This is a genomic window from Cobetia sp. QF-1, assembly GCF_002213105.1.
GTDB lineage: Bacteria > Pseudomonadota > Gammaproteobacteria > Pseudomonadales > Halomonadaceae > Cobetia > Cobetia crustatorum.
The window spans coordinates 86708-106465 of sequence record NZ_NBVS01000011.1; the positions used below are offsets into that span (position 1 = coordinate 86708).

16 protein-coding genes and 1 pseudogene are annotated in these 19758 nt (G+C 58.5%); 9 read left to right on the top strand and 8 right to left on the bottom strand.

Features of this window, described 5'->3' with window-relative positions; all coding sequences use genetic code 11:
* Nucleotides 1–11: 11 nt before the first annotated feature.
* A pseudogene (locus CFN46_RS15850) lies at nt 12–680 on the top strand (spermidine synthase); the annotation flags it as partial.
* A 270-nt stretch (nt 681–950) separates the two neighbouring features.
* Here the strand turns inward: CFN46_RS15850 and CFN46_RS15855 are convergent.
* Nucleotides 951–1403 carry a hemerythrin domain-containing protein gene (locus tag CFN46_RS15855; protein WP_339379004.1) on the bottom strand — a complete coding sequence of 151 codons (453 nt, stop codon included), beginning with the start codon at nt 1401–1403 and terminating at the stop codon, nt 951–953.
* A gap of 291 nt (nt 1404–1694) precedes the next feature.
* Between CFN46_RS15855 and CFN46_RS15860 the strand changes: the two genes are divergently transcribed.
* From CFN46_RS15860 to CFN46_RS15880, 4 genes are all read left to right on the top strand, one after another.
* The gene (locus tag CFN46_RS15860) at nt 1695–4187 is read left to right on the top strand and encodes an FdhF/YdeP family oxidoreductase (RefSeq protein WP_254918522.1); all 2493 of its coding nucleotides are present in this window, start codon (nt 1695–1697) and stop codon (nt 4185–4187) included.
* A 480-nt stretch (nt 4188–4667) separates the two neighbouring features.
* Entirely contained in the window at nt 4668–5963 is a 1296-nt protein-coding gene (gene codB, locus CFN46_RS15870) for a cytosine permease (RefSeq protein ID WP_024952211.1), read from the top strand.
* Nucleotides 5964–6103: 140 nt separating this feature from the next.
* Nucleotides 6104–6196 carry a type II toxin-antitoxin system RelE/ParE family toxin gene (locus CFN46_RS17760; protein WP_254918525.1) on the top strand — a complete coding sequence of 31 codons (93 nt, stop codon included), beginning with the start codon at nt 6104–6106 and terminating at the stop codon, nt 6194–6196.
* A gap of 107 nt (nt 6197–6303) precedes the next feature.
* Nucleotides 6304–6633 (top strand): HigA family addiction module antitoxin, encoded by a 330-nt coding sequence (locus tag CFN46_RS15880; protein WP_088744126.1) that lies wholly within the window; start codon nt 6304–6306, stop codon nt 6631–6633.
* A 129-nt stretch (nt 6634–6762) separates the two neighbouring features.
* Here CFN46_RS15880 and CFN46_RS15885 read toward each other — a convergent pair whose 3' ends face one another.
* From CFN46_RS15885 to CFN46_RS15900, 4 genes are all read right to left on the bottom strand, one after another.
* Complete coding sequence (locus CFN46_RS15885) at nt 6763–7689, bottom strand: DMT family transporter (RefSeq protein ID WP_254918523.1); 927 nt, start codon at nt 7687–7689, stop codon at nt 6763–6765.
* 141 nt (nt 7690–7830) lie between these two features.
* Nucleotides 7831–8859, bottom strand: coding sequence for a DMT family transporter (locus CFN46_RS15890; protein WP_088744128.1), 1029 nt, complete (start codon nt 8857–8859; stop codon nt 7831–7833).
* Between the two features lie 153 nt (nt 8860–9012).
* Complete coding sequence (locus tag CFN46_RS15895) at nt 9013–9747, bottom strand: AraC family transcriptional regulator (protein ID WP_024952215.1); 735 nt, start codon at nt 9745–9747, stop codon at nt 9013–9015.
* 81 nt (nt 9748–9828) lie between these two features.
* Nucleotides 9829–10362 carry a hypothetical protein gene (locus tag CFN46_RS15900; protein WP_024952216.1) on the bottom strand — a complete coding sequence of 178 codons (534 nt, stop codon included), beginning with the start codon at nt 10360–10362 and terminating at the stop codon, nt 9829–9831.
* 376 nt (nt 10363–10738) lie between these two features.
* Here CFN46_RS15900 and CFN46_RS15905 point away from each other — a divergent pair, with 376 nt between their 5' ends.
* From CFN46_RS15905 to CFN46_RS15920, 4 genes are all read left to right on the top strand, one after another.
* Nucleotides 10739–11359 (top strand): sugar dehydrogenase complex small subunit, encoded by a 621-nt coding sequence (locus CFN46_RS15905; RefSeq protein WP_088744129.1) that lies wholly within the window; start codon nt 10739–10741, stop codon nt 11357–11359.
* Between the two features lie 228 nt (nt 11360–11587).
* Nucleotides 11588–13201 carry a GMC family oxidoreductase gene (locus CFN46_RS15910; protein WP_088744130.1) on the top strand — a complete coding sequence of 538 codons (1614 nt, stop codon included), beginning with the start codon at nt 11588–11590 and terminating at the stop codon, nt 13199–13201.
* Between the two features lie 2 nt (nt 13202–13203).
* Nucleotides 13204–14772 carry a cytochrome c gene (locus CFN46_RS15915; RefSeq protein WP_217897850.1) on the top strand — a complete coding sequence of 523 codons (1569 nt, stop codon included), beginning with the start codon at nt 13204–13206 and terminating at the stop codon, nt 14770–14772.
* A 234-nt stretch (nt 14773–15006) separates the two neighbouring features.
* Nucleotides 15007–15540: a hypothetical protein gene (locus CFN46_RS15920; protein ID WP_088744131.1), complete on the top strand. Its 534-nt coding sequence runs from the start codon at nt 15007–15009 to the stop codon at nt 15538–15540.
* 211 nt (nt 15541–15751) lie between these two features.
* Here CFN46_RS15920 and CFN46_RS15925 read toward each other — a convergent pair whose 3' ends face one another.
* The 3 genes from CFN46_RS15925 to CFN46_RS15935 form a co-directional block, all read right to left on the bottom strand.
* Nucleotides 15752–16789, bottom strand: coding sequence for a hypothetical protein (locus CFN46_RS15925; protein ID WP_024952220.1), 1038 nt, complete (start codon nt 16787–16789; stop codon nt 15752–15754).
* A gap of 217 nt (nt 16790–17006) precedes the next feature.
* Nucleotides 17007–18212 carry a dicarboxylate/amino acid:cation symporter gene (locus tag CFN46_RS15930; protein WP_088744132.1) on the bottom strand — a complete coding sequence of 402 codons (1206 nt, stop codon included), beginning with the start codon at nt 18210–18212 and terminating at the stop codon, nt 17007–17009.
* A gap of 207 nt (nt 18213–18419) precedes the next feature.
* Complete coding sequence (locus CFN46_RS15935; protein ID WP_088744133.1) at nt 18420–19652, bottom strand: MFS transporter; 1233 nt, start codon at nt 19650–19652, stop codon at nt 18420–18422.
* Between the last annotated feature and the right edge of the window lie 106 nt (nt 19653–19758).

A 19758-nucleotide genomic window follows, 5' to 3' on the forward strand; every position in this document is an offset into this window, starting at 1 on the left:
CTGGATGTGCCATGAAACGTTTTGTGCTGCTTGATACTGCTCCGATTCCCGGCACGACAGATTCACTCTGTCTGTTTGAGTATGGCGAGGATTTCGTCATCAAGATCGAGAGTGGCAAGGGCGGTCAGTTGATGAACACTCGCATGCATGGCTCAGAAGATGCGCTGGCGGAGATACCAGCGCGCCTGTTGGCAAGCCGCACCTCGCAGCGTGTATTGATCGGCGGGCTGGGGATGGGCTTTACGCTGGCCTCGGCGCTCAAGCATTTCAAAGCCGATGCCGAGGTGGTCGTGGCTGAACTGGTGCCAGGGGTGGTGGCCTGGAATGACGGACCGCTGGGTGAAAAGGCGGGTTATCCGATCCGTGATGCGCGCACACGCATTGAAAATCGTGATGTGGCCGATGTGCTGCGTGAAGCGCCTGCCGGTTTCGATGCCATCATGCTGGATGTCGACAACGGCCCTGAAGGACTCACGGCGGACGACAATGACTGGCTTTACAGTGCAGAAGGGCTGGCGGTGTGTGCTCGTGCGCTACGTCCGAGCGGCATTCTGGCCGTGTGGTCGGCGAGTGCCGATCCGCGCTTCTCCCAGCGTCTCTCCAAGGCAGGTTTCAAGGCCAAGGCCGAGCAGGTCTACGCTCATGGCAGCGCCGGTGCCAAGCACACCATCTGGATTGCACGCTATGTGGGTCGTCCGAATGCCCAGGTAACTGCCCGTAAGTCGCGCGAGGACAAAGGCGGCCCGAAGGGGGCTCGCAAGCGCGGGGCAGTCGCTCGTCCAGCGCGTCGCAAGTAAGCCGCGCGGCTAGCTTGGGCAGGGCGTCGTTCAGGTAGGAACGCAAGAGGGGCTGGCCATCATGGTCAGCCCCTCTTTTCATGACTGAGATGATGCTCTCCAGTCCTGTCGTTTATACGTAACAGTCAGCAGTGTCGTTGTGCCTATCACGCATCAGGCCTTTTCGCGGGCCTTCATGTCGGCGAGATATTCCTCTGCCAGCGTGTGCTTGGTGGCGTCATCAAGGGCACGCCCTGCCAGTTGGAACACTTCCTGCTCTTCTTCTTCCAGATGGTGTGTCACCAGGTGCTCAAGCTGCTTGGCCGTGGTCAGCCAGGCAGAGGAGCTGTAATCCGTCGCTTCGAGCTTTTCGACTAGCTCATCGATCTCATGGTGCTCTGCCACACTGTGACGCGCTTTCTCCTGCGTCATGTCATGTTCCATCATCGGGATATACAGCGCGCGCTCTTCGGCTCCGGCATGGTTGGCCAGCTCAGCCTTGAGACGTCCGAAGATGTCATCACGTGGGGTGCTGTCACCTTCCGTCTGTACCAGCATGCTCAACAAACGACGTTGTTCATCGTGGCTTTGACGCAAAGCTTCAAAAACGGTCATGTCAGTCTTCATGTCAGGATGTCCTCATCAGTGGGCATATCAGGCATGCGCGGCCGGTAGTCTGTGAAAAAGTGAAAAAGCCAAGAGAAGCATGCCCTGTGTCAGGTCTGTATAAGCTTGGTGACGATGTAGGGAAACTTCAAGGGGTGTATTGATACTGTTATCGGGAACGACTGTTCAGCGTTGGCGGTCCTTGAAAAGACACCTTGGCGGATGCATGGATCAGCTGATGCACCACTGCCAAGGATCAGATGGCGATGCCCCCCTCTGATCCACGTCCTAGCTTTTACAGGAGTTCCTGATATGTCCACTGAATCCCGGACGGAGTCTGACGCTGATATGTCGTCGTCTTCGACGCAAGAAGACCCCATTTTGACTGCAGCGACAGAATTCAGTGACAAGGGCTCTTACGCACCGCCGCTTTCACGCTCGCTGGCGGGCAGTCAGGTGGATACGCCCCCCGGCGGTGGCTGGCCTTCGCTCAAGGCCGTCGAGAAATTCATCTGGCAAGCGCACCTGCCCATCAAGGGGCACGCCAGTCTGATGAAGATGAACAAGCCGGACGGTTTCGTGTGTCCCAGCTGCGCCTGGCCCAATGGTGACAAGCCGAAGGGAGCCAACTTCTGCGAAAACGGTGCCAAAGCACTGGCGTGGGAGGCCACACATGCCCGCGTGAGTGATCAACTCTTCGCGGACAACACGCTGAGCGAACTGCGTGAGTGGACAGACCACCATCTCGAGCTTGAGGGCCGTCTGACGCATCCTTTGCGCTACAACGCAGCCTCGGATCGCTACGAAGTGGTGAGTTGGGAATCTGCCTATGCCGAGATTGGCGCACGACTCAAGGGCTACGATGATCCCAATGAGGTGGAGCTCTACACCTCGGGGCGTACCTCGAATGAAGCAGCGTTCCTGTTTTCGTTGCTGGGGCGCATGTACGGTACCAACAACTTCCCGGATTGCTCCAACATGTGCCACGAGACCACTTCGCGGGCCTTGCCGGAATCCATCGGCATCGGCAAGGCGACGGTCAACCTGGAGGATTTCAAGCAGGCCGATGCCATCTTCATCTTCGGCCAGAATAGCGGCACCAATAGCCCACGCATGCTGGGCGATCTGCACGAGGCGCGTGGCCGTGACGCTGAGGTCGTCACCTTCAATCCGCTGCGTGAGAGGGCGTTGGTCAGCTTCGCTGATCCGCAGTCGCCCAAGGACATGATGTCTGGCAAGGGCGTGGATATCAGTACGCAGTATCACCAGGTACGTATCGGTGGCGACATGGCGGCGATTCAGGCCATGTGCAAGTACGTGATCGAAGCGGATGATGCGCTGCAGGTGCGAGACCCTCATGCGCAGCATTATCTGGATCACGACTTCATCGCGCAGCATACCCATGGGTTCGAGGCCTTCGCCGATCACTGCCGCTCGCTTGATTGGGATACGCTGGTCGAGACCTCGGGGCTATCGCGTCAGTCACTGGAGCAGGCGGGACGTACCTATCTGGAAGCTGAGCGAGTCATCTGCTGCTGGGGGATGGGCATCACTCAGCATGCACGCGGTGGCGATACCATCCAGCAGATCGTCAATCTGTTGTTGCTGCGCGGCAATATCGGCAAGCCGGGGGCGGGGCCGTGTCCGGTACGTGGGCATTCCAACGTGCAGGGCGATCGCACGGTGGGGATAGAGAACCTGCCCAAGGATGAGATGCTCGATGCCTTCGATCGCGTCTTTGACATCCAGTGCCCGCGCGCGCCGGGGCACGATGTCTCGGAATGCTGTGAGGCGATCCTGCGTGGAGAGGTACGTGCCTTCATCGGCATGGGCGGCAATTTCTTCCGTGCCATTCCTGATCAGAAGCGCGTGGTTGACAAGGTGCGTGAGCTCGACATGACCGTGCACATCGCCACCAAGCTCAATCGCAGTCACCTGCATCCCGGCAAGCAGGGCTGGGTGCTGCCGACACTTGGTCATAGTGAGCGAGATCTGCAGGCCGGTGCCGATGGCAAGGGCGCGGAGCAAACCACCAGTGTCGAGGATGGCATGTGCAACGTGGCGCCATCGCGCGGTGTGATGGCGCCGGCAGACCCGAGCATGCACTCGGAAATCGCCATCACCTGTCAGCTGGCCAAGGCGGCCTTGCCGGCGCATCCGACGCTCGACTGGGACTGGCTTCAGGCGGATTACGCGCGCATTCGTGAGCGTATCGAAGCGGTCTTTCCCCAGATATTCCCGGACTACAACGCACGCCTGGCGCAGGGCGGCTTTCATATTCGTATCGCGCCGCGTGAACGCATCTGGCATACCGAGACTCAGCGCGCCAATTTCCTGTTCCCCGAGGGCCTGGGGACGGATGAAGCCGAGCTTGACAAGGTCACGCACCAGACGTTGGATCTCGACAGTACTTTCCTGTTGATCACCATGCGCGGCCATGATCAGTTCAATACCACCATCTATTCCTACGATGACCGCTACCGTGATGTCTATGGCACCCGCATGGCGGTGATGATCAGCCCGCAGGATCTAAAAACGCTGGGACTGTCGGAAGGTCAGCGCGTGACATTGCACACGGTCAGTGACGATGGTATCGAGCGCAGCGTACCCGGCTTCAGGCTCAAGGCGTATGACATCCCTAGCGGTTGCCTGGCGGCGTACTACCCTGAGACCAACGACCTGATCCCGCTGGGCCACCGTGATGCTCGTAGCAATACACCAGCTTCCAAGTCTGTGCCCGTGCGGATTGAGTTGATGAGCAGTGAGGAGATCAACGCGAGTGAAGGAGTGCTGGCTAGCGCCTGAAGGTGTGGTTGCTGAAAAAGTGCATGTTGAACACTGCGACAGGTTATGGAGTCCCTGATAGACCGAGGCATTTGCCATAGGGCATGACTCGCACGATGTCAGGGACATCGCAAGACGCACCATGGTGGTGCGTCTTGCGATCTTGTGCGGTAAATCGGCACATTTCCCCTCCATGTTGATCGGTTTATGCCACTTCTTTGGCTTGGCGGTTTTCTACGCTGTTGTCACGAGGAAGATTATTTTCGGCGAGCAGAAGGCTTGCCAACTTGACGCTAGAGACAGCTTTTGTGGCCAGTGTTGCGGCGGGGGCTGACGGCGGAAACGCAAGGGTGGCCCGATTCTTGCCATCTGATATCGTGCTCCGCGTTGACGCGACCAGGGAGCCTGAGCGACGAGGCTCCGGGCGTTGTCGAGACATGTCATGGACTCACCACTACAAGGCTCGACGCTGCGGCGATCAAGCCACCAAGGAACCCTCTCATGGCTGACCACATTTCCCACGCTGCCACGTCGATGGCGGCAGAGGCTGGCAACGACTACCCCCTGAGTGAAGTGCCAAGCTCGGCACGTCGTGGCCTGCTGTCCACCTCGATGGTACTGCTCGGCTTCACCTTCTTCACTGCGACGATGTGGGCCGGTGGCAGTCTTGGTTCCGCCTTTGCCCTCAGCGAGCTTGTCTGGATCATCGTGATCGGCAATCTGCTGCTGGGCGGCTATGCGGCGGCGTTGGCGTATATCGCCTGCAAGAGTGGCCTGAATTCGGTGTTGATGGGTCGCCTGTGCTTCGGGCAGAAGGGCAGCCGCCTGTCGGACATCGTACTCGGCTTCACTCAGATTGGCTGGTACGCCTGGGGTACCGCGACCATTGCCATCGTGCTGGTCAAGACGCTGTCACTGCCACAGTGGCTGACCATTCCACTGATGGTGGTGTTTGGCTTCGCCTTCTGTCTGACCGCCATGATCGGTTATCGCGGGTTGGACATGCTGTCACGTCTTGCTGTCCCGGCAATGCTGCTGTTCATCCTGTTCAGCCTCTATACCGGCATGGTCGATATCGGCGGCATGTCAGGACTGGCCTCGATTGTCCCGAGCGAGAGCATGAGTTGGACGGCTGCCATCACCGCCGTCATCGGCACCTTTATCAGTGGTGGGACGCAAGCGACCAACTGGAGCCGCTTTGCTCGCACACCACGTATCGCCGTGATCGCGACGCTGGCGGCCTTCTTCGTCGGCAATGGCCTGATGGTGCTGACGGGCGCGCTCGGCGCGATGATCTATCAGCAGGCCGATATCGTCGATGTGATGATTGCTCAGGGGCTGGTGAGTCTCGCCGTACTGATGCTGTTCCTGAATATCTGGACCACGCAGGACAACACCATCTACAACTTCGCGATTGCCGGCTGCAACCTGCTGCGCACCCCGCATCGCCAACGTGTCACCTTGGTAGGTGCCGCCATCGGTACGCTGCTGGCTGTGCTGGGCATGTATGAATGGCTGATCCCGTTCCTGATTCTGCTCGGTACCTTCATTCCGCCGATCGGTGGCGTGATCATGGCCAACTTCTGGCTTGGTCATCGTGGCAAATATCCGCGTCTCGCCGAGATGTCACAGGTTGATTATCACTGGCCTGGCCTTGCGGCCTATGCCATCGCCTGCCTGTGTGCCTGGGCTTCGCCCTTCATGCCGCCAGTTGTCGGGGTCGTGGTCGCCTTCGTCGTCTATGGCGCACTGCTCAAGCTCTCCAAGGTCGAGCTCGCCAACAAGACCGCTGCATAAGTGTCTGAACGCCTTTACTGAAGAGATGGTGAACACGAATCGCCCAATGAGCCATGGACTTGTTGGGCGTTTTTTGTGGCTGCAGATAGACTTTATGCACAGTGTCGTTGTGCATAGAATGATGGTATCGCAAGGTACAGATCCTCGATGCTGCGACTCAGGAATCTGACTTGAGGATTCCACCAGGAAATCGCTTTGAGCATCTCCAGGGTAATCTCGCAGGCTGGTGTTAGATTCGCATCAACAAACAGTATCGATTGATCTTTCGCTGGGTAGAGGGTGTTGCCCACGATACATATCTAGACCCGTATGCTTACAAGGGCTAGAGGAGGTGGCAGTCATGAGAAATACCAAGCGGCGTCCCTTGACGGTAGGCCAGATGTTGGCGGTAAAGTTTCTGGAGCCGATGAATATCGACATTCGTACTCTAGCCGAGGCGATGGGGGTTCATAGAAATACGCTGAGCCGTATCGTGCACGACAAGGGGACATTGACGGCTCCGATGGCGATCAAGCTGGCGGCTGCGTTGGGCAATACGCCGGAGTTCTGGCTCAATATCAAGCACGCCGTGGAGCTCTGGGATGTGCGCCATCGTGCCTACGCGCAGGATGCCAAGGGTGTATGTCGCATAACGCCGAAAGCTGATGCCGGCGAGCTGGTCTCCAGCTAGCGCACCGATTAGATGGTTGTCCGAGCCAGCAAGGTATCTGCGCAGCAATGAAAAGACCCAGCCTGATTGTCAGGCTGGGTCTTTTTGCTTTCTGTACCTCGGGAATCTTTACTGAGCAGGGCGTGTTTTTCAGGCTGTTTTCGGCTTCACCTGAATCACCAGGCACACGGCGATCAGCGCCATGCCGAGCCAGCCGAGTGGGGCGATATGCTCTCCGACGATAGTAACGGCGAGCAGGGCAGCCACGAGTGGCTCGAACAATGTCAGCAACGTGGCTTTGCTGGCGGCGATGGTCTTGAGACCGTAGCCGAAGGCGAGATAGCCGAGGAACATCGGCACCAGTGCCATGTAGAGCGCTACGCTGGTGTTGCCAAGCGTAGCGAACAGGCGTGGGTCGGAAAACAGCATGCTCAACCCTAGACCTGCGATCAGCGCGATACCGGCGACGCCGAACAGACTACCCATGGCAGCGCGTGCGTGGGTGCCACGGTCCATCATACGTCGTGCGATCAGGGAGTAGGCGGCGTAGGTCACGCCGGCGATGATGCCCAGCACGATACCGGCCAGCCGTTGCCATTCTTCGCTGGGCTCACCTCTCGCATTGAGCTCACTGGCTGGGGCAACGGTGACTCCATGACTGGCTGTTTCATCCATCGCCATCATCACCACGCCGGCTATGCCCAGCGCGAGGCTGATATACCAGCTCAGCGTGAGTCGGTGGTTGCCGAACAGGCGCTCGAGAATCGCCGCTGCCAGTGGCGCCGTCGCGATGGTGATCACCGTGCCAATGGCGACGCCTGCCAGATGCATGGAGGAGTAGAAGGCCAGCGGATAGATGACGACACAGACTGCGCCGAGCAACACCAGCCGTTTCTGAGCCAACAGCAGCTCCAGACACCCCAGAATGTTGGGGCGTGCGATCAATGCCTGCAGCATGCCACCGACGCCCATGGCAAAGGCGCCAGTCGCCAGCGGGCTGACATCCTGATTGAAGTGGGCTGCCGTGCCAGTGGTGCCCCACAGCAGCGCGGCAAACAGTACCGCGAGGCTTCCCATGTCGGTGGACCTTGAAGGTGCTGCAATATTGGAGTGTGCCGTTGTCATTCTGCTGCCCTTTTCATGTCAATACTGCGGCTTAATCATGGCCGATAGTCTGGTCGGTACCTTGGCCAACAAGTGTGCTAAAACCACTTTCGCTCAATGTGACGAGGTATCATGAATGTTCAATGCCCCAGGCTCTGCCTGATGCCTTGTCATCGCGGCCTGTGACGTCTGCGAACGCAATTGCAGCATCAGGCACGTCATGATCAGCACCATGCCGACGGCACCCATCAGCGTGAATTGTTCGCCTACCACGATGACGGCCAGCAGGCCGGCGACCAGCGGCTCGAACATCGTCAGTACGGTGACCCGACTGATGGGCACGCAGGCGAGTCCACGCCCGAAGATCAAGCTGGCCAACAGCATCGGGGTCAATGCCATGTACACAGCGACCGTGGCGTTCACCGGCGTGGCGAACAGGCGAGGATTGATGAACAGACAGCTGATCGCTAGGCCGATCAACAACATCACTCCTGCGATGCCGAACATCGCGCCCATGGCCGCGCGCCGGTGGATGCCCAACAGCATCATGCGTCGTGCTAGCAGGGAGTAGGTGGCGTAGCTGACGCCGGCAAGTATTCCCAGCCCGATGCCGATGAGCTTGTGGCTTTCCTGTGCGAAGCCAGTGGCATCTGCCGGCATTGATGCATCAGGAAGGCGTGTCTCGCCCATGGCCATCAGGCCCACTCCGACCATGCCCAGCATCAACGCTGCATACCAGCGTGCACTGACCTGCTTGCGGTCCAGCACATACTCCAGGATGACTGCCGCCAACGGTGCCGTGGCAATGGTGATGACGGTTCCCATCGCCACACCGGTGTATTCCATCGCGGAATAGAACGCCAGGGGATAGACGATGATGAAGAGCGCAGCCCACAGGATGAGGTGCTTGTGGACGAGCAGTGTGGCTAGCTCAGCGCGCAGGATTCTGCGCGATAGCACTGCCTGCAATATGCCACCAAAGCCCATGGCAAAGGCGCCGGTCGCCAGTGGACTGACATCCTGATTGAAGTGGGCGGCGGTACCGGTCGTGCCCCATAACAAGGCTGCCGTGAGGACGGAGAGGTTGCCGACCTGGCGTTGGAGGGCAGGGCCCAAGGGCGTATGGGAGAAGGAGTGCTGCATGGTGGGTGACTCGCAATGAAGTGTGTCTCGGTGAAGACGAGATTACGCTTCATTGCGGAAAGATATTGTGCTGAAACTACGCTCTGACCTGCCGAGAGAAGCAAAGCGTCATATGCCCATACGTCAGAGAAAACGAGAATTCAGGCAGACATCTCAATCAGTCGCTGGCGTGAGGCTGGAATATTGGCGTGTCATCTCACGCGGGGATTGCCCGAAATAGCAGGAAAAGCGTCGCGAGAAGGCGGAGAGGTTCTGGTAGCCGACGGCCTCGGCGACTTGCTGGACGCTCAGGTCGGTATGGATCAATTGGGCACGGGCGCGCTCCATGCGTCTTGCAGTCAGGTACTGCTTGACGCTGATCCCCAGGCTGTCGCGAAACACCTTGTGGAATTGGGTCGGGCTCAAGTGAGCCAGCCTGGCCAGTGATGCGACGTCGTGGGGTTGGTCAAGCTGTGCCTTCATGGTATCCAGGACTCTCAGGAGTCGCCGATCGACTCGATGATCGCAGGTCTGCTTCTCCAGCAAGCCGAGAAACAGCGCGATCGACAGCTGGTCGATATTTCTGTCTACCTCACCCTGCAGCTGGGCTTCGAGGAACAGCAGGTAATTCATCAGCAGAGTGCTGATCGAGAACACCACTCGCTGAGACGCCGCGAGGTTGTCGGGCAGAGAGTCGAGATCGGCGACGATGAAGCGCGCGGCATCCTTGGCATGAAACAGGTGCGATTCACCGGGGCGAATGATGACGCACTCCCCGGTGACCACCGTGCCCTGATGGCTGCCGACCTGGATATCGAGATGCCCGCGAATCGGCAGCACCAGCTGGTGCTGCTCATGGTCATGTACGGTGGCCTGCGAGGTATAGGCTCGCAGCGAGAGTGTCGTCATGGTGCTGTGGCCATCGTCAGGCGGTGAATGCGAATGAGAGCAGCCGTGCTAGTGGCAGTGAGATCAGGAGTGAGAATGCTGTCAGCGACTCAGCTCGATGCTGCGGGTCTGGCCACGGCCTACCTGAACCTGGCTCAGTATCAGTGGGCTGCGGGTGCCATCGGGTAGCTTGATGACGCCTGCGACATAGAAGGTGCCAGAGGGCAGGCCAGTGGCATTGAAGTAGCCATTGCTATCAGTGCGCACGATGTGGGTATACGCCTGAGCACGGGAGTCGGCGCGTTCAACAGTCTTGCCAGATAGGGCTAGTTCAGCCGCTTCTGCCGAATAGGTGGTGACAGGCGCGACCGAGATGCCATCGCCGTTGGCATAGACCGTCTGGCCCTGCCAGTCGTAGGACATGCGGCCTTTGATGGCGGAGCTGCCGGTCTTTTCAAGCTCGGCGTATTCGGCTTCAGGGAAGGCAACCGTGCGCTCGACGCGTTGCTCGCTGGGCTCTGTGATGCCGAAGTCGGGCATGGAGATGCTGTCGGCAATGCGCGTGGCACTTTCGCAACCGGCAAGTGCTGCCGTGCAGAGCAGCAGGGCAAGGGGAGTACGCAATTGGCGAAGCATGATGGGCCTTCCTCGAAGAAGATGATGTACCGATGGCGGCTGATGGACGCAGCGAGTCACAAGGGCCACCTTGATAGCGCCATCCTACTGGGCTGGCGGGGTTCAGGAAACTGTCAGTGGTAACCGACATGTCTGTGAGCAAAGAGCATCGTCGCTCCAGGGTGGCGCTTGTGGCATCTGCCTATACTTCCTCTCATGCTATTTGGTGTGTTGTCAGGCAGCCTATGAGATTTCTAAAGCAGAAAAGCATTATTAATTAGACCTTTGTCTATTAATAGGAGACAGTTGTCTCCATTCATACATCGTTAATATTTGCGTGGCTACCTGAGGGTATATCGCAAGCTCGTTATCGAGTTTTCATTCTTCGGAGAGTCGCATGCCCACATGTGAAGAGCGTATTCCGCACCAGGTCTCAAGGCGACAGACTGATCATCACGGCGAGCCCCACGGCGCTACTCCCGCGAGTCCGTCACGCCGTCATCTGCTCAAGCTAGGTATTTCGGGAGTGGGTGTGGCGGCACTTTCCAGCCTGTCACTGTCCGCGTTGGCGGCCAGTGTCGCCTCATCAGAGGAAGCATCCGCTGATGCGACGGATGCCTCTGCCTTCTCGGCATTCATGACTTTGTCAGCTTGGCTATTGAGCGACAAGACGCTGGATGAGCGTCTGGGGCAGCGCTTCTTTGAGGCGATGGTACGCATTCCCGCCACCAATGTGCCCGGCATGGGCAGCTTGCCAGCCTTGAAGAAAAAGCTGCTGGCACTTGGCGAAGCGCGTGACTATCTGAAGGATGATGATCTTGAGGCGTCCGAGATGCAGCTGGTGCGACGGGTGCTTCAGGCATGGATGCTGGGCACTGTCGGCACGGCGATTGATGACCCGGCTGCCGAAGTGATCACCTATGAGTACGCCGCCATGTATGCCGGCCCGCGCGATGTGCAGGTCATCCGCACCTATTGCCCCAACCAGCCGGGGTTCTGGACGCAGCGTCCTGAGTGATGCCGTCTGCTGACTGCGCCCTGGATCATCAGTCCTGACACTGTCGATCTGATCGGGCGTATGCCGTGCGCTGCTGAAGCACTTGAGAGCAAGCACTTGAGAATCAGTGCCTGAGATAAGTGCTTCAGCAAATGCCGGACCGTTATTCCCTATTGCTGCCCCCTTGAGACGTGAAGTTTCCGCTCAAGGCCTACGCACTAAAAGATGTCCCCCTGAGGAGAAACCTGCATGGCTGCGGAATCCCATTCGCACGATGCCGATGTGATCATCGTCGGTTCTGGTGTCGCTGGCGCCCTGATTGCTCACCGGCTTGCCGAAGCTGGAAAATCAGTGATCATGCTCGAGGCTGGCCCTCGCATGCAGCGTTGGCAAATTGTCGAGCGCTTCCGCAATCAGGCCGACAAGATGGACTTCATGGGCCCTTATCCGGCCAGCAAGGCCGCGCCTCACCCGATGCTTTACGGCGAGAATGCCAATTATCTGGTGCAGAAGGGCGAACACCCATATGACGCGCAATATATCCGTGCCGTTGGCGGCACGACCTGGCATTGGGCGGCGTCCGCATGGCGCTTTCTGCCCAGCGACTTTCGCCTGAAAAGCGAATACGGCGTCGGATTGGATTGGCCGATCGCCTATGAGGACATTGAGTCCTATTATTTTCGCGCAGAAGTGGCATTGGGTGTCTGGGGGCCGAACGATGTCGATCTCGGTAGCCCGCGAAGTGCTGACTATCCGATGGCGCCGTTGCCGCTGTCCTGGAACGAGCAGCGCGTCAGTGATCGCATCAACCCCCACGGTTTCGATATGGTCACCGAGCCGGTCGCGCGCAATAGTCGTCCGTATGACGATCGCCCAACCTGCTGTGGCAACAATAACTGCATGCCGATCTGTCCGATTGGGGCCATGTATTCCGGCATCATCCACGTTGAGAAGGCTGAACGCGCGGGCGCCAAGTTGATTGATAATGCCGTTGTCCATCATCTGGAAAGTGATGAGAGCGGGACTATCCGAGAAGTGCGCTATCTCGACCCCGCGGGCAAGGAGCACCGCCTGAGCGCGCGGCGTGTCGTACTGGCAGCCAATGGCATCGAGACGCCCAAGCTGATGCAGATGTCGGTGAATGCACATACACCGGACGGCGTGGGCAACCAGAATGACATGGTGGGCCGTCACCTGATGGACCACCCGGGGACTGGCGTCAGCTTCCTGGCGGATGAAACGCTCTGGGCCGGCCGTGGTCCGCAGGAGATGACCTCGATCATTACCTGGCGCGATGGTGACTTCCGCAGTGAATATTCCTCCAAGAAGCTGCATCTCTCGAACATGGCGCGTACACAGCAGATGACGACGGAGGTGTTGTCCGAAACACCGCTGCGTCTTGGCGCCGAATTGCAGGCACAGATCGATAATCGTGCTAGCCGCTTTGTGCAGTTTGATAGCTTCCATGAGTTACTGCCGGAGCCGAGCAATCGCATCACTCCGTCGAAAAAACGTGACGCACTTGGCCTGCCAAGGCCAGAATTCCGTTATGCTATAGATGATTACGTCAAGCGCAGCGCCGTGCATACCCGTGAACAATATGCACGTATCGCTCAGCTGATGGGAGGCACGGACATCGCGTTCCGTGACGAATTCTCCAACAACCAGCATATCTGCGGTACGACCCTGATGGGAGACAACCCCAAGCAGTCCGTGGTGGACCGCGATTGCCGTGTGCATGGCCATGACAACCTGTTTGTCGCCAGCTCCGGCTGCATGCCGACCGTTGGGTCGGTCAATTGCACCCTGACCATCGCGGCCTTGTCTCTCCGTATCGCCGATCAGCTAGAACAGGAAATGTGAGCATGGACCAGCCAGGTCGTAACGCCGTGAATGATGAGAGTATTGCCAAGAAACGCCTGATGGTCCGCCCTACGCATCGCCATCTGGGAAGCGCCATTCGTCTTGCGGCATTTGCCGGTGTCAGCACGCTGCTGTTGAGTGGTTGTGGCAACGGTGAAGATGAGCATGCCAAGCAGGTTGAGGCTGACAAGGCAGCAACCAGTGACTCAGCGCTGATCAAGCAAGGCCTTTATATGGCGCAGGCCAGTGACTGTGCCGCCTGTCACACGACCGAGGATGGTGAAGACTACGCAGGTGGCCTCACGTTCGAGACACCGGTCGGCGAGATTTTCTCCACCAATATCACACCGGACACTGAGCACGGTATTGGTAACTACACCCTTGAGGAATACACCCGTGTATTGCGCGAAGGTGAAGCCGCTGATGGCCATAATCTCTACCCGGCGATGCCGTTCCCATCCTACGCGCGCCTGACGGATGACGACATCAAGGCGCTGTATGCGTGGAACATGCATGATGTAGAGCCGAGCAGCACGCCGAATCGTGAAAGCGAGATTCCGTTCCCGCTCAACATGCGTTGGCCGATGGGATTGTGGGAGGAGATCTTCTCGCCGTTGGAGCCGTGGCAGGATACCGCAGACAAGAGTGCTGACTGGAATCGCGGTGCCTATCTGGTGCAGGGGCCGGGTCACTGTGGCAGCTGTCACACTGAGCGCGGCCTCGCCTTCCAGGAGAAGGCGCTGACTGGCGATGAGGAGGGTTACCTCGGTGGTGCGATGATTGAAGGCTGGCGCGCCTTCAACCTGACGCCAGACATCAAGGATGGCCTGGGCAGCTGGAGCGAGCAGGATATTGTCACCTATCTCTCGACCGGCAACCTGAAGGGCAAGGCGCAGGCAGGTGGTCCGATGGCGGATGTCATCACCCACTCCATGCGTCATATGACTGACGAAGACCTCAACGCGATGGCGGTCTATCTGAAGTCGCTGCCGGCGCTGAATGGCAAGGGCGAGCAGGGCGAAGCGGTCAATGATGACGATCGCAAGGCTGAAGCTGCGAAGTCCTCTGAGAAGCAGGCCGACGACAAGGGCTCGCAAGATACCCCGCAGGTCGCGACTCGTTTCAATCAGGGCGCGCCGGCTGACGATGTGCTGTTGCTGCGCGGTCAGCCGCTGGACAAGCGTCCGGATGACGAGGACCTCATTGGTCAGCTGACAGAGGCCACGCCTGGCGTGCGCCTGTATCTGGGCCACTGCGCCATGTGTCACGGTGCTGATGGTGCGGGTACGCAGGATGGCTACTATCCGTCACTGTTCCACAACAGTGTTACCGGCAGCGTCTATCCGGATAATCTGGCGCAGGCCATTCTCAATGGTGTGCAACGTGAGAACAATGGCCACAGCGTCTTCATGCCGGCCTTTGACACCAGCCTGACCGATGATGAGCTGATCAATCTGATGGACTACCTGGAAAACCGTTTCGGCGAAGGTCATCAAGCCAAGACACTGGCAACGCCGGATACGCGCCGTCAGCAGCTGAGCGATAAGCTCGAAGACTGGCGCGGCGAGTAAGTGCCACCGACCGGTGCTCACTCGATGAGCGCCGGTCTGTCGTGCTCACATCACTTTTAGGTGCATCTCGCACTGGCGCTATCGCGAAGTTGGGGTAAAATTGCAGCACGTAGTCCCCTATTTCGCATTCATGCCGTGCGGGTTGCGTGCAAATGCAGCACAAACTGAAGAACTGCGGTAGAATGTGCGCCCAGACTTTAGCTCTTTACCAATTATTCGAGGCAACATAGCAGTATGACCGACGCCACTCTTGACGATCAGCTTGCATCCCTGTTTCAGGAGCAGGACACCAAGCAAGACCAGAATGCCCGCATCAAGGAGCTGGAACGTCAGCTGCGTGAAGCTGCCAAGGAAGCCGACAAGCTCCGTAGTGCCCGTGACAAGGCCAAGAAAGAAGTTGAGGAGCTGCGCGCGCGTAATGAGCGTCTCAGCGAAAAGGCGAATGCTTCTGACAAGCATCGCAAGCAGATTGAACACGAATTCAATCAGAAGCTGGTCCAGTACAAGGCACGTCTGGCGCGCGAGCAGGCAATTGCCCAGTCTCGCATGATGCCGATGGGTGCTTCTGCTGAAGACGGGCAGACTGAAGAAGATGCAGCAACGCTTGAAGACCTCGGTCTGAACGCTGCTGCTATCCGCGCCCTGACGGATGCTGGCTACGATGACGTTGCCAAGGTACGCAAGGCGCACGCTGATGGCGTGATTGCAGAAGTGAAGGGTATTGGCCCCAAGGCTCAGTCCCAGATCACTGAAGCGCTCGACGCCTGAGATAGACCTTTCGGTATCGCTTGATGGGTACCGGATGTCGATGATGGCCCTTCAGTATCGATTGGCCGCTGTCAGCTTCTCCTGTGAAGCATGATTGGCGGCCATCTGTTTGGTCAGACGCATCATCGAATGCTGTCACTCGCGACATGAAAAACCCGCCAATTGCTCTTTATAGCAGATGGCGGGTTTTTTTATGTCTTGAAAATGAGTGTCAGCCCTTGGCCGCCTCAGCCTTTGTCTGCGAGGGAGGTGTAGCGATGTCAGGCCAGGTGACCGCTGGCTGATCGCTGTCCTTGGGATCAAGCCAATCAGAGAGTGCCTTGCGCATGTCGACGGCTGGAATCGAATGGCCGTTCAGTGCATGGACCACGCGCGGTAGGCTCGGTGCTTCACCGGCCTCGGCAGGCCAGGCCTGCTTCAGCATAAAGGCGACCTTCATGGGCTCGTCGTCGTGCAGCGCATGTTGCACGCGCGCATGTTCGACGGCGAGTTGGTCCAGTTCACGGCTCAGTGTCGCGTCTTGTGTATCGGCCAGGCTGATCAGCAACATGCGCGGCAGGTCCAGCATGTTGGCGCGTGGTAGCCAATCCTTGGATAGCGGGTGGATTGCGATAAGACGTGTAGCATCATCTCCATTGAGGAAGGCTGCGTGAATCTTGCGGCTGTTGACCAGCGCCTTGGGCGCATCACCGGCGTATTCATCGCCTTCCAGCTCATCCAACGAACGCGGGCTGACCAGCTGCATGCTGGAACCCACCTTGACCTCGACCCACTGCTTGAGCGCCAGATGTGAACGGGCGTCATCATCCTTCATCGCAACGCGCATGGCGCGTGTGGTGTCGTTGAGGAAGCGAATCAGCATCTCGGCAGGCTCGAACAGCTTGGTATAGCGGATCAACTCATCACGTGCGACCAGGCTGACATCATCAAGGTCTGCGCCATCCAGTACGCGCAGTGTCAGTCCCTGGTCGATCAGCTCGCGTAGCATCTGTGGTGTGACGTAGACAGCATCCAGTGAGCCATCGGCCAGGCCTTGCTCGACTGCTTGGGTGTTGGCAAATTCCTTGAGTGTCAGCGGTGATGACAGGCTGCCTTGCGCTGCGAGCATTACGCTGGGGCTTGCGCTGACACCGGCATCTGTCGGCATGCCAATCTCGAGCGCATTGGCGGACTGGGCGCCCAGCAACAGCGAACCCACCAGACCAAGCTTTGATAGATGGGAGGGAACGGACAGAAAGGAACGGGACATCGTGCACTCCGGCAACGGGACGAATGGTGGCCATGAATGGCGGCTATGGTAGACGTTTGGAGTGTGACTGTCAGCGGCAGAGGCCTCGTTGCGGCGTCTTGTCGCTGAGACGAGGTTGTCCGTGCGTGCTGTCGTGGGTCAAAAAAACCTCCCGCCACATGAGTGAGGGGAGGTTGATGGGGCGTGTGAGTACTAGCCCGGGAGCGAGTGCCAGAAATCAGCGATTGCTGGCTGACTCGGCCGTGTTGAGGCACTCAGGTGACTTCTTCGACACGACACCATCGCGACGCGCGAAGTGATCGACCCACAGCGCGATGACACCGTCACCGGTGACGTTGGTAGCGGTACCGAAGCTGTCCTGCGCCAGATACAGCGCGATCATCAGGCCAAGTTCCGCTTCGCCGAAGCCGAGCATGCTGCCCAGCACACCCAGCGCGGCCATCACGGCACCGCCCGGCGCACCGGGAGCGGCAATCATGGTCAGGCCCAGCATGATCAGGAAGGGCACCATCTCACCGACACTCGCGATGTTCAGGTTGTGGCTCATCATCATCACAGCCGTGGCGCAGGTCACGATGGTGATGGTGGAACCGGACAGATGAATGGTCGCGCACAGCGGCACGCTGAAATCGGCCACCTCATCGCTCACGCCATTGGCCTTGGTCTGACGCAAGCTGACAGGTATGGTCGCTGCCGATGACATGGTGCCCAGTGCCGTCAGGTAGGCCGGCAGCATGTTGCGTAACAGACCTAGTGGCGAGCGACGCTGCAACAGGCCTGTCATCAGGTAGGCAGCGCTCAGCCAGACCCAATGCATCACGATTGCGAGTATCAATACCTTCCAGAAGGTATCCAGTGTGGAGAGCGCCTGGCCTTCATAGGCCATCTCGGCAAAGGTACCTGCGATGAAGAGCGGCAGTAGTGGAATGATCACGCGGTTGAGGAAGACATCGACGACTTCACGTGATTCAAAGACGGCGCTCTTCAGTGTCGACAGTTCACGTCGACTGATCACCACGCCGAATACAAAGGCCAGGGCCAGCGCTGTCATCACCGGCAACGCGGCCGGGATTTCGAGATCGATGAAGGGGGCCAGTGCCTCGCGGCCCTCTGCGACCGGTGCCATGCCCGACAGCATGCCCGGCAGTAGGTTACTGGCCACCAGGAAGGCCAGGATGCCGGCCAGAATCGTCGAACCGTACGCCATGCCGACAGTGCGGCCCAGCATGGCGCCGGAATTTTTCGGCAGCGACGCGATGCCGCTCATGACGTAGAACAGAATGATCAACGGGATGGTGAAGTTGATCAGCTGGCCGATGATGATCTTCGCCGTCAGGGCGATGCGGACGAGAACATCCGGAGCCATCAGGCCGATCAGCAGACCGGCAATGATGCCGAGGATTAATTTAACGATGAGCTTCATGTGGATCTCGAAGGTTTGACGGGTTCTTGCCCAGATCGCAGGCCTTGAATCGCGTACCACTTCGTATTGCATCGCACTGAACAGACCCTGCGCATGCACCGAAATGGCGCGCAGAGTCTACCTGAATTACGCTGGCATTTCAGGCCACTAGCTTCCGGGAGCTCACCACGCAAGAATCGTCCTCGTCACTTCGCAAGGCCATCCGGCTCACGCCTTTGAAGTCACCGCTGGATCGCGACGCTGCTTGATGCCGTGATGGAGCAGCGCGGCAGCGGCCAGTGCCAGGCCGAAGATGGACAGACCCTCCCAGCCGTAGAGACTCATCACCTTGACGCCGATGGCAGAACCCGCTGCTGCACCCAGGTAATAGCCCAGCATATAGACGGCGTTCATGCGGCTCTGCGCCTTGGGATCAATCGAGAAGACGCGTACCTGGTTGGGAATCTGCGCACCGAAGACGCCGAGATCCAGCAGGATGATGCCCACGATCAATCCGGCCAGACTATCGCCCCAGAGCGCCAGTACCACGAAGGAAGCAACCACCATCAGCAACGCCAGCGTGATCAAACGACCAGCACCGACACGGTTGACCAGACGACCTGCTGCCTTGGCGCCGAAGATGCCGGCCAGTCCGATGATGCCAAACAACCCTGCCTGTTGAACGCTGTAGCTGAAGGGCGCATCGGTGACGTGAATGGCTAGCGTGGCCCACATTGCATTGAATGCTGCAAACCACAGTGCGCCGGTCAGTGCCGATTCACGTAGCAAGGCATGACGTTTGACGAGGGTGAGCATCGAGCTGATCAACTGCGGATACGCCATGCTGACCGAGGCTTTCTGGCTGGGCAGATGGCGATGTAGCAGCACACCAATGACCACGGCAATGATGGCTGCCACCAGGAAGACGCTGCGCCAGCCCCAGTACTCACCGATGGTACCGCTCAAGGTGCGAGACAGCAGGATGCCGATGGTCAGGCCTGTCATCAGCGTACCAATCACCTTGCCACGTGTTTCGGGTGTCGACAGCGATGCTGCCAGCGGAATCAGCTGCTGGGTGATGTTGGCGCCGAGTCCGACGACGAAGCTTGCGACCAGCAACGGCCAGAAGCTGGGCGCGAGAAAGACGCCCAGTGAGGCCAGTGACAGGGTGATCGATAGATTACGGATCAGTACGCGCCTGTCCATGGTGTCACCCAGAGGCGAAATCAGCAGGATAGCGGCGGCGTAGCCAAACTGGGTCGCAGACGGTATCAGGCCGATAGTGCCTTGGCTCAGACCCAGTGAGGCGGCCATTTCGGCCAGTAGCGGCTGGTTGTAATAAAGATTGGCAGCGGTGGCGGCGACGGCAATGGCCATCAGCAGTAATAGCGCGCGTCCTATCGCCGGTGGCGTTTGGGTCTCTATTGGGGATGTCTCTCTCAAAGGTGTCGCGCTGACCATGTCATGTCCTTGATGTCGTGTCCCGCGCGCCCTTGAGCAAGGGGCACAGATGGGGAATGACGGACAGTCTAGGGTCAGGAAATTTATAAGAGAAATGTTGATAATT

Excerpts from the sequence above, each read along its gene's own strand:
- CFN46_RS15855 (WP_339379004.1), bottom strand. The coding sequence starts at position 1,403 with ATGAAGACTGACATGACCGTTTTTGAAGCTTTGCGTCAAAGCCACGAT.
- CFN46_RS15860 (WP_254918522.1), top strand. The coding sequence starts at position 1,695 with ATGTCCACTGAATCCCGGACGGAGTCTGACGCTGATATGTCGTCGTCT.
- codB (WP_024952211.1), top strand. The coding sequence starts at position 4,668 with ATGGCTGACCACATTTCCCACGCTGCCACGTCGATGGCGGCAGAGGCT.
- CFN46_RS15880 (WP_088744126.1), top strand. The coding sequence starts at position 6,304 with ATGAGAAATACCAAGCGGCGTCCCTTGACGGTAGGCCAGATGTTGGCG.
- CFN46_RS15885 (WP_254918523.1), bottom strand. The coding sequence starts at position 7,689 with ATGGGAAGCCTCGCGGTACTGTTTGCCGCGCTGCTGTGGGGCACCACT.
- CFN46_RS15890 (WP_088744128.1), bottom strand. The coding sequence starts at position 8,859 with ATGCAGCACTCCTTCTCCCATACGCCCTTGGGCCCTGCCCTCCAACGC.
- CFN46_RS15895 (WP_024952215.1), bottom strand. The coding sequence starts at position 9,747 with ATGACGACACTCTCGCTGCGAGCCTATACCTCGCAGGCCACCGTACAT.
- CFN46_RS15900 (WP_024952216.1), bottom strand. The coding sequence starts at position 10,362 with ATGCTTCGCCAATTGCGTACTCCCCTTGCCCTGCTGCTCTGCACGGCA.
- CFN46_RS15905 (WP_088744129.1), top strand. The coding sequence starts at position 10,739 with ATGCCCACATGTGAAGAGCGTATTCCGCACCAGGTCTCAAGGCGACAG.
- CFN46_RS15910 (WP_088744130.1), top strand. The coding sequence starts at position 11,588 with ATGGCTGCGGAATCCCATTCGCACGATGCCGATGTGATCATCGTCGGT.
- CFN46_RS15915 (WP_217897850.1), top strand. The coding sequence starts at position 13,204 with ATGGACCAGCCAGGTCGTAACGCCGTGAATGATGAGAGTATTGCCAAG.
- CFN46_RS15920 (WP_088744131.1), top strand. The coding sequence starts at position 15,007 with ATGACCGACGCCACTCTTGACGATCAGCTTGCATCCCTGTTTCAGGAG.
- CFN46_RS15925 (WP_024952220.1), bottom strand. The coding sequence starts at position 16,789 with ATGTCCCGTTCCTTTCTGTCCGTTCCCTCCCATCTATCAAAGCTTGGT.
- CFN46_RS15930 (WP_088744132.1), bottom strand. The coding sequence starts at position 18,212 with ATGAAGCTCATCGTTAAATTAATCCTCGGCATCATTGCCGGTCTGCTG.
- CFN46_RS15935 (WP_088744133.1), bottom strand. The coding sequence starts at position 19,652 with ATGGTCAGCGCGACACCTTTGAGAGAGACATCCCCAATAGAGACCCAA.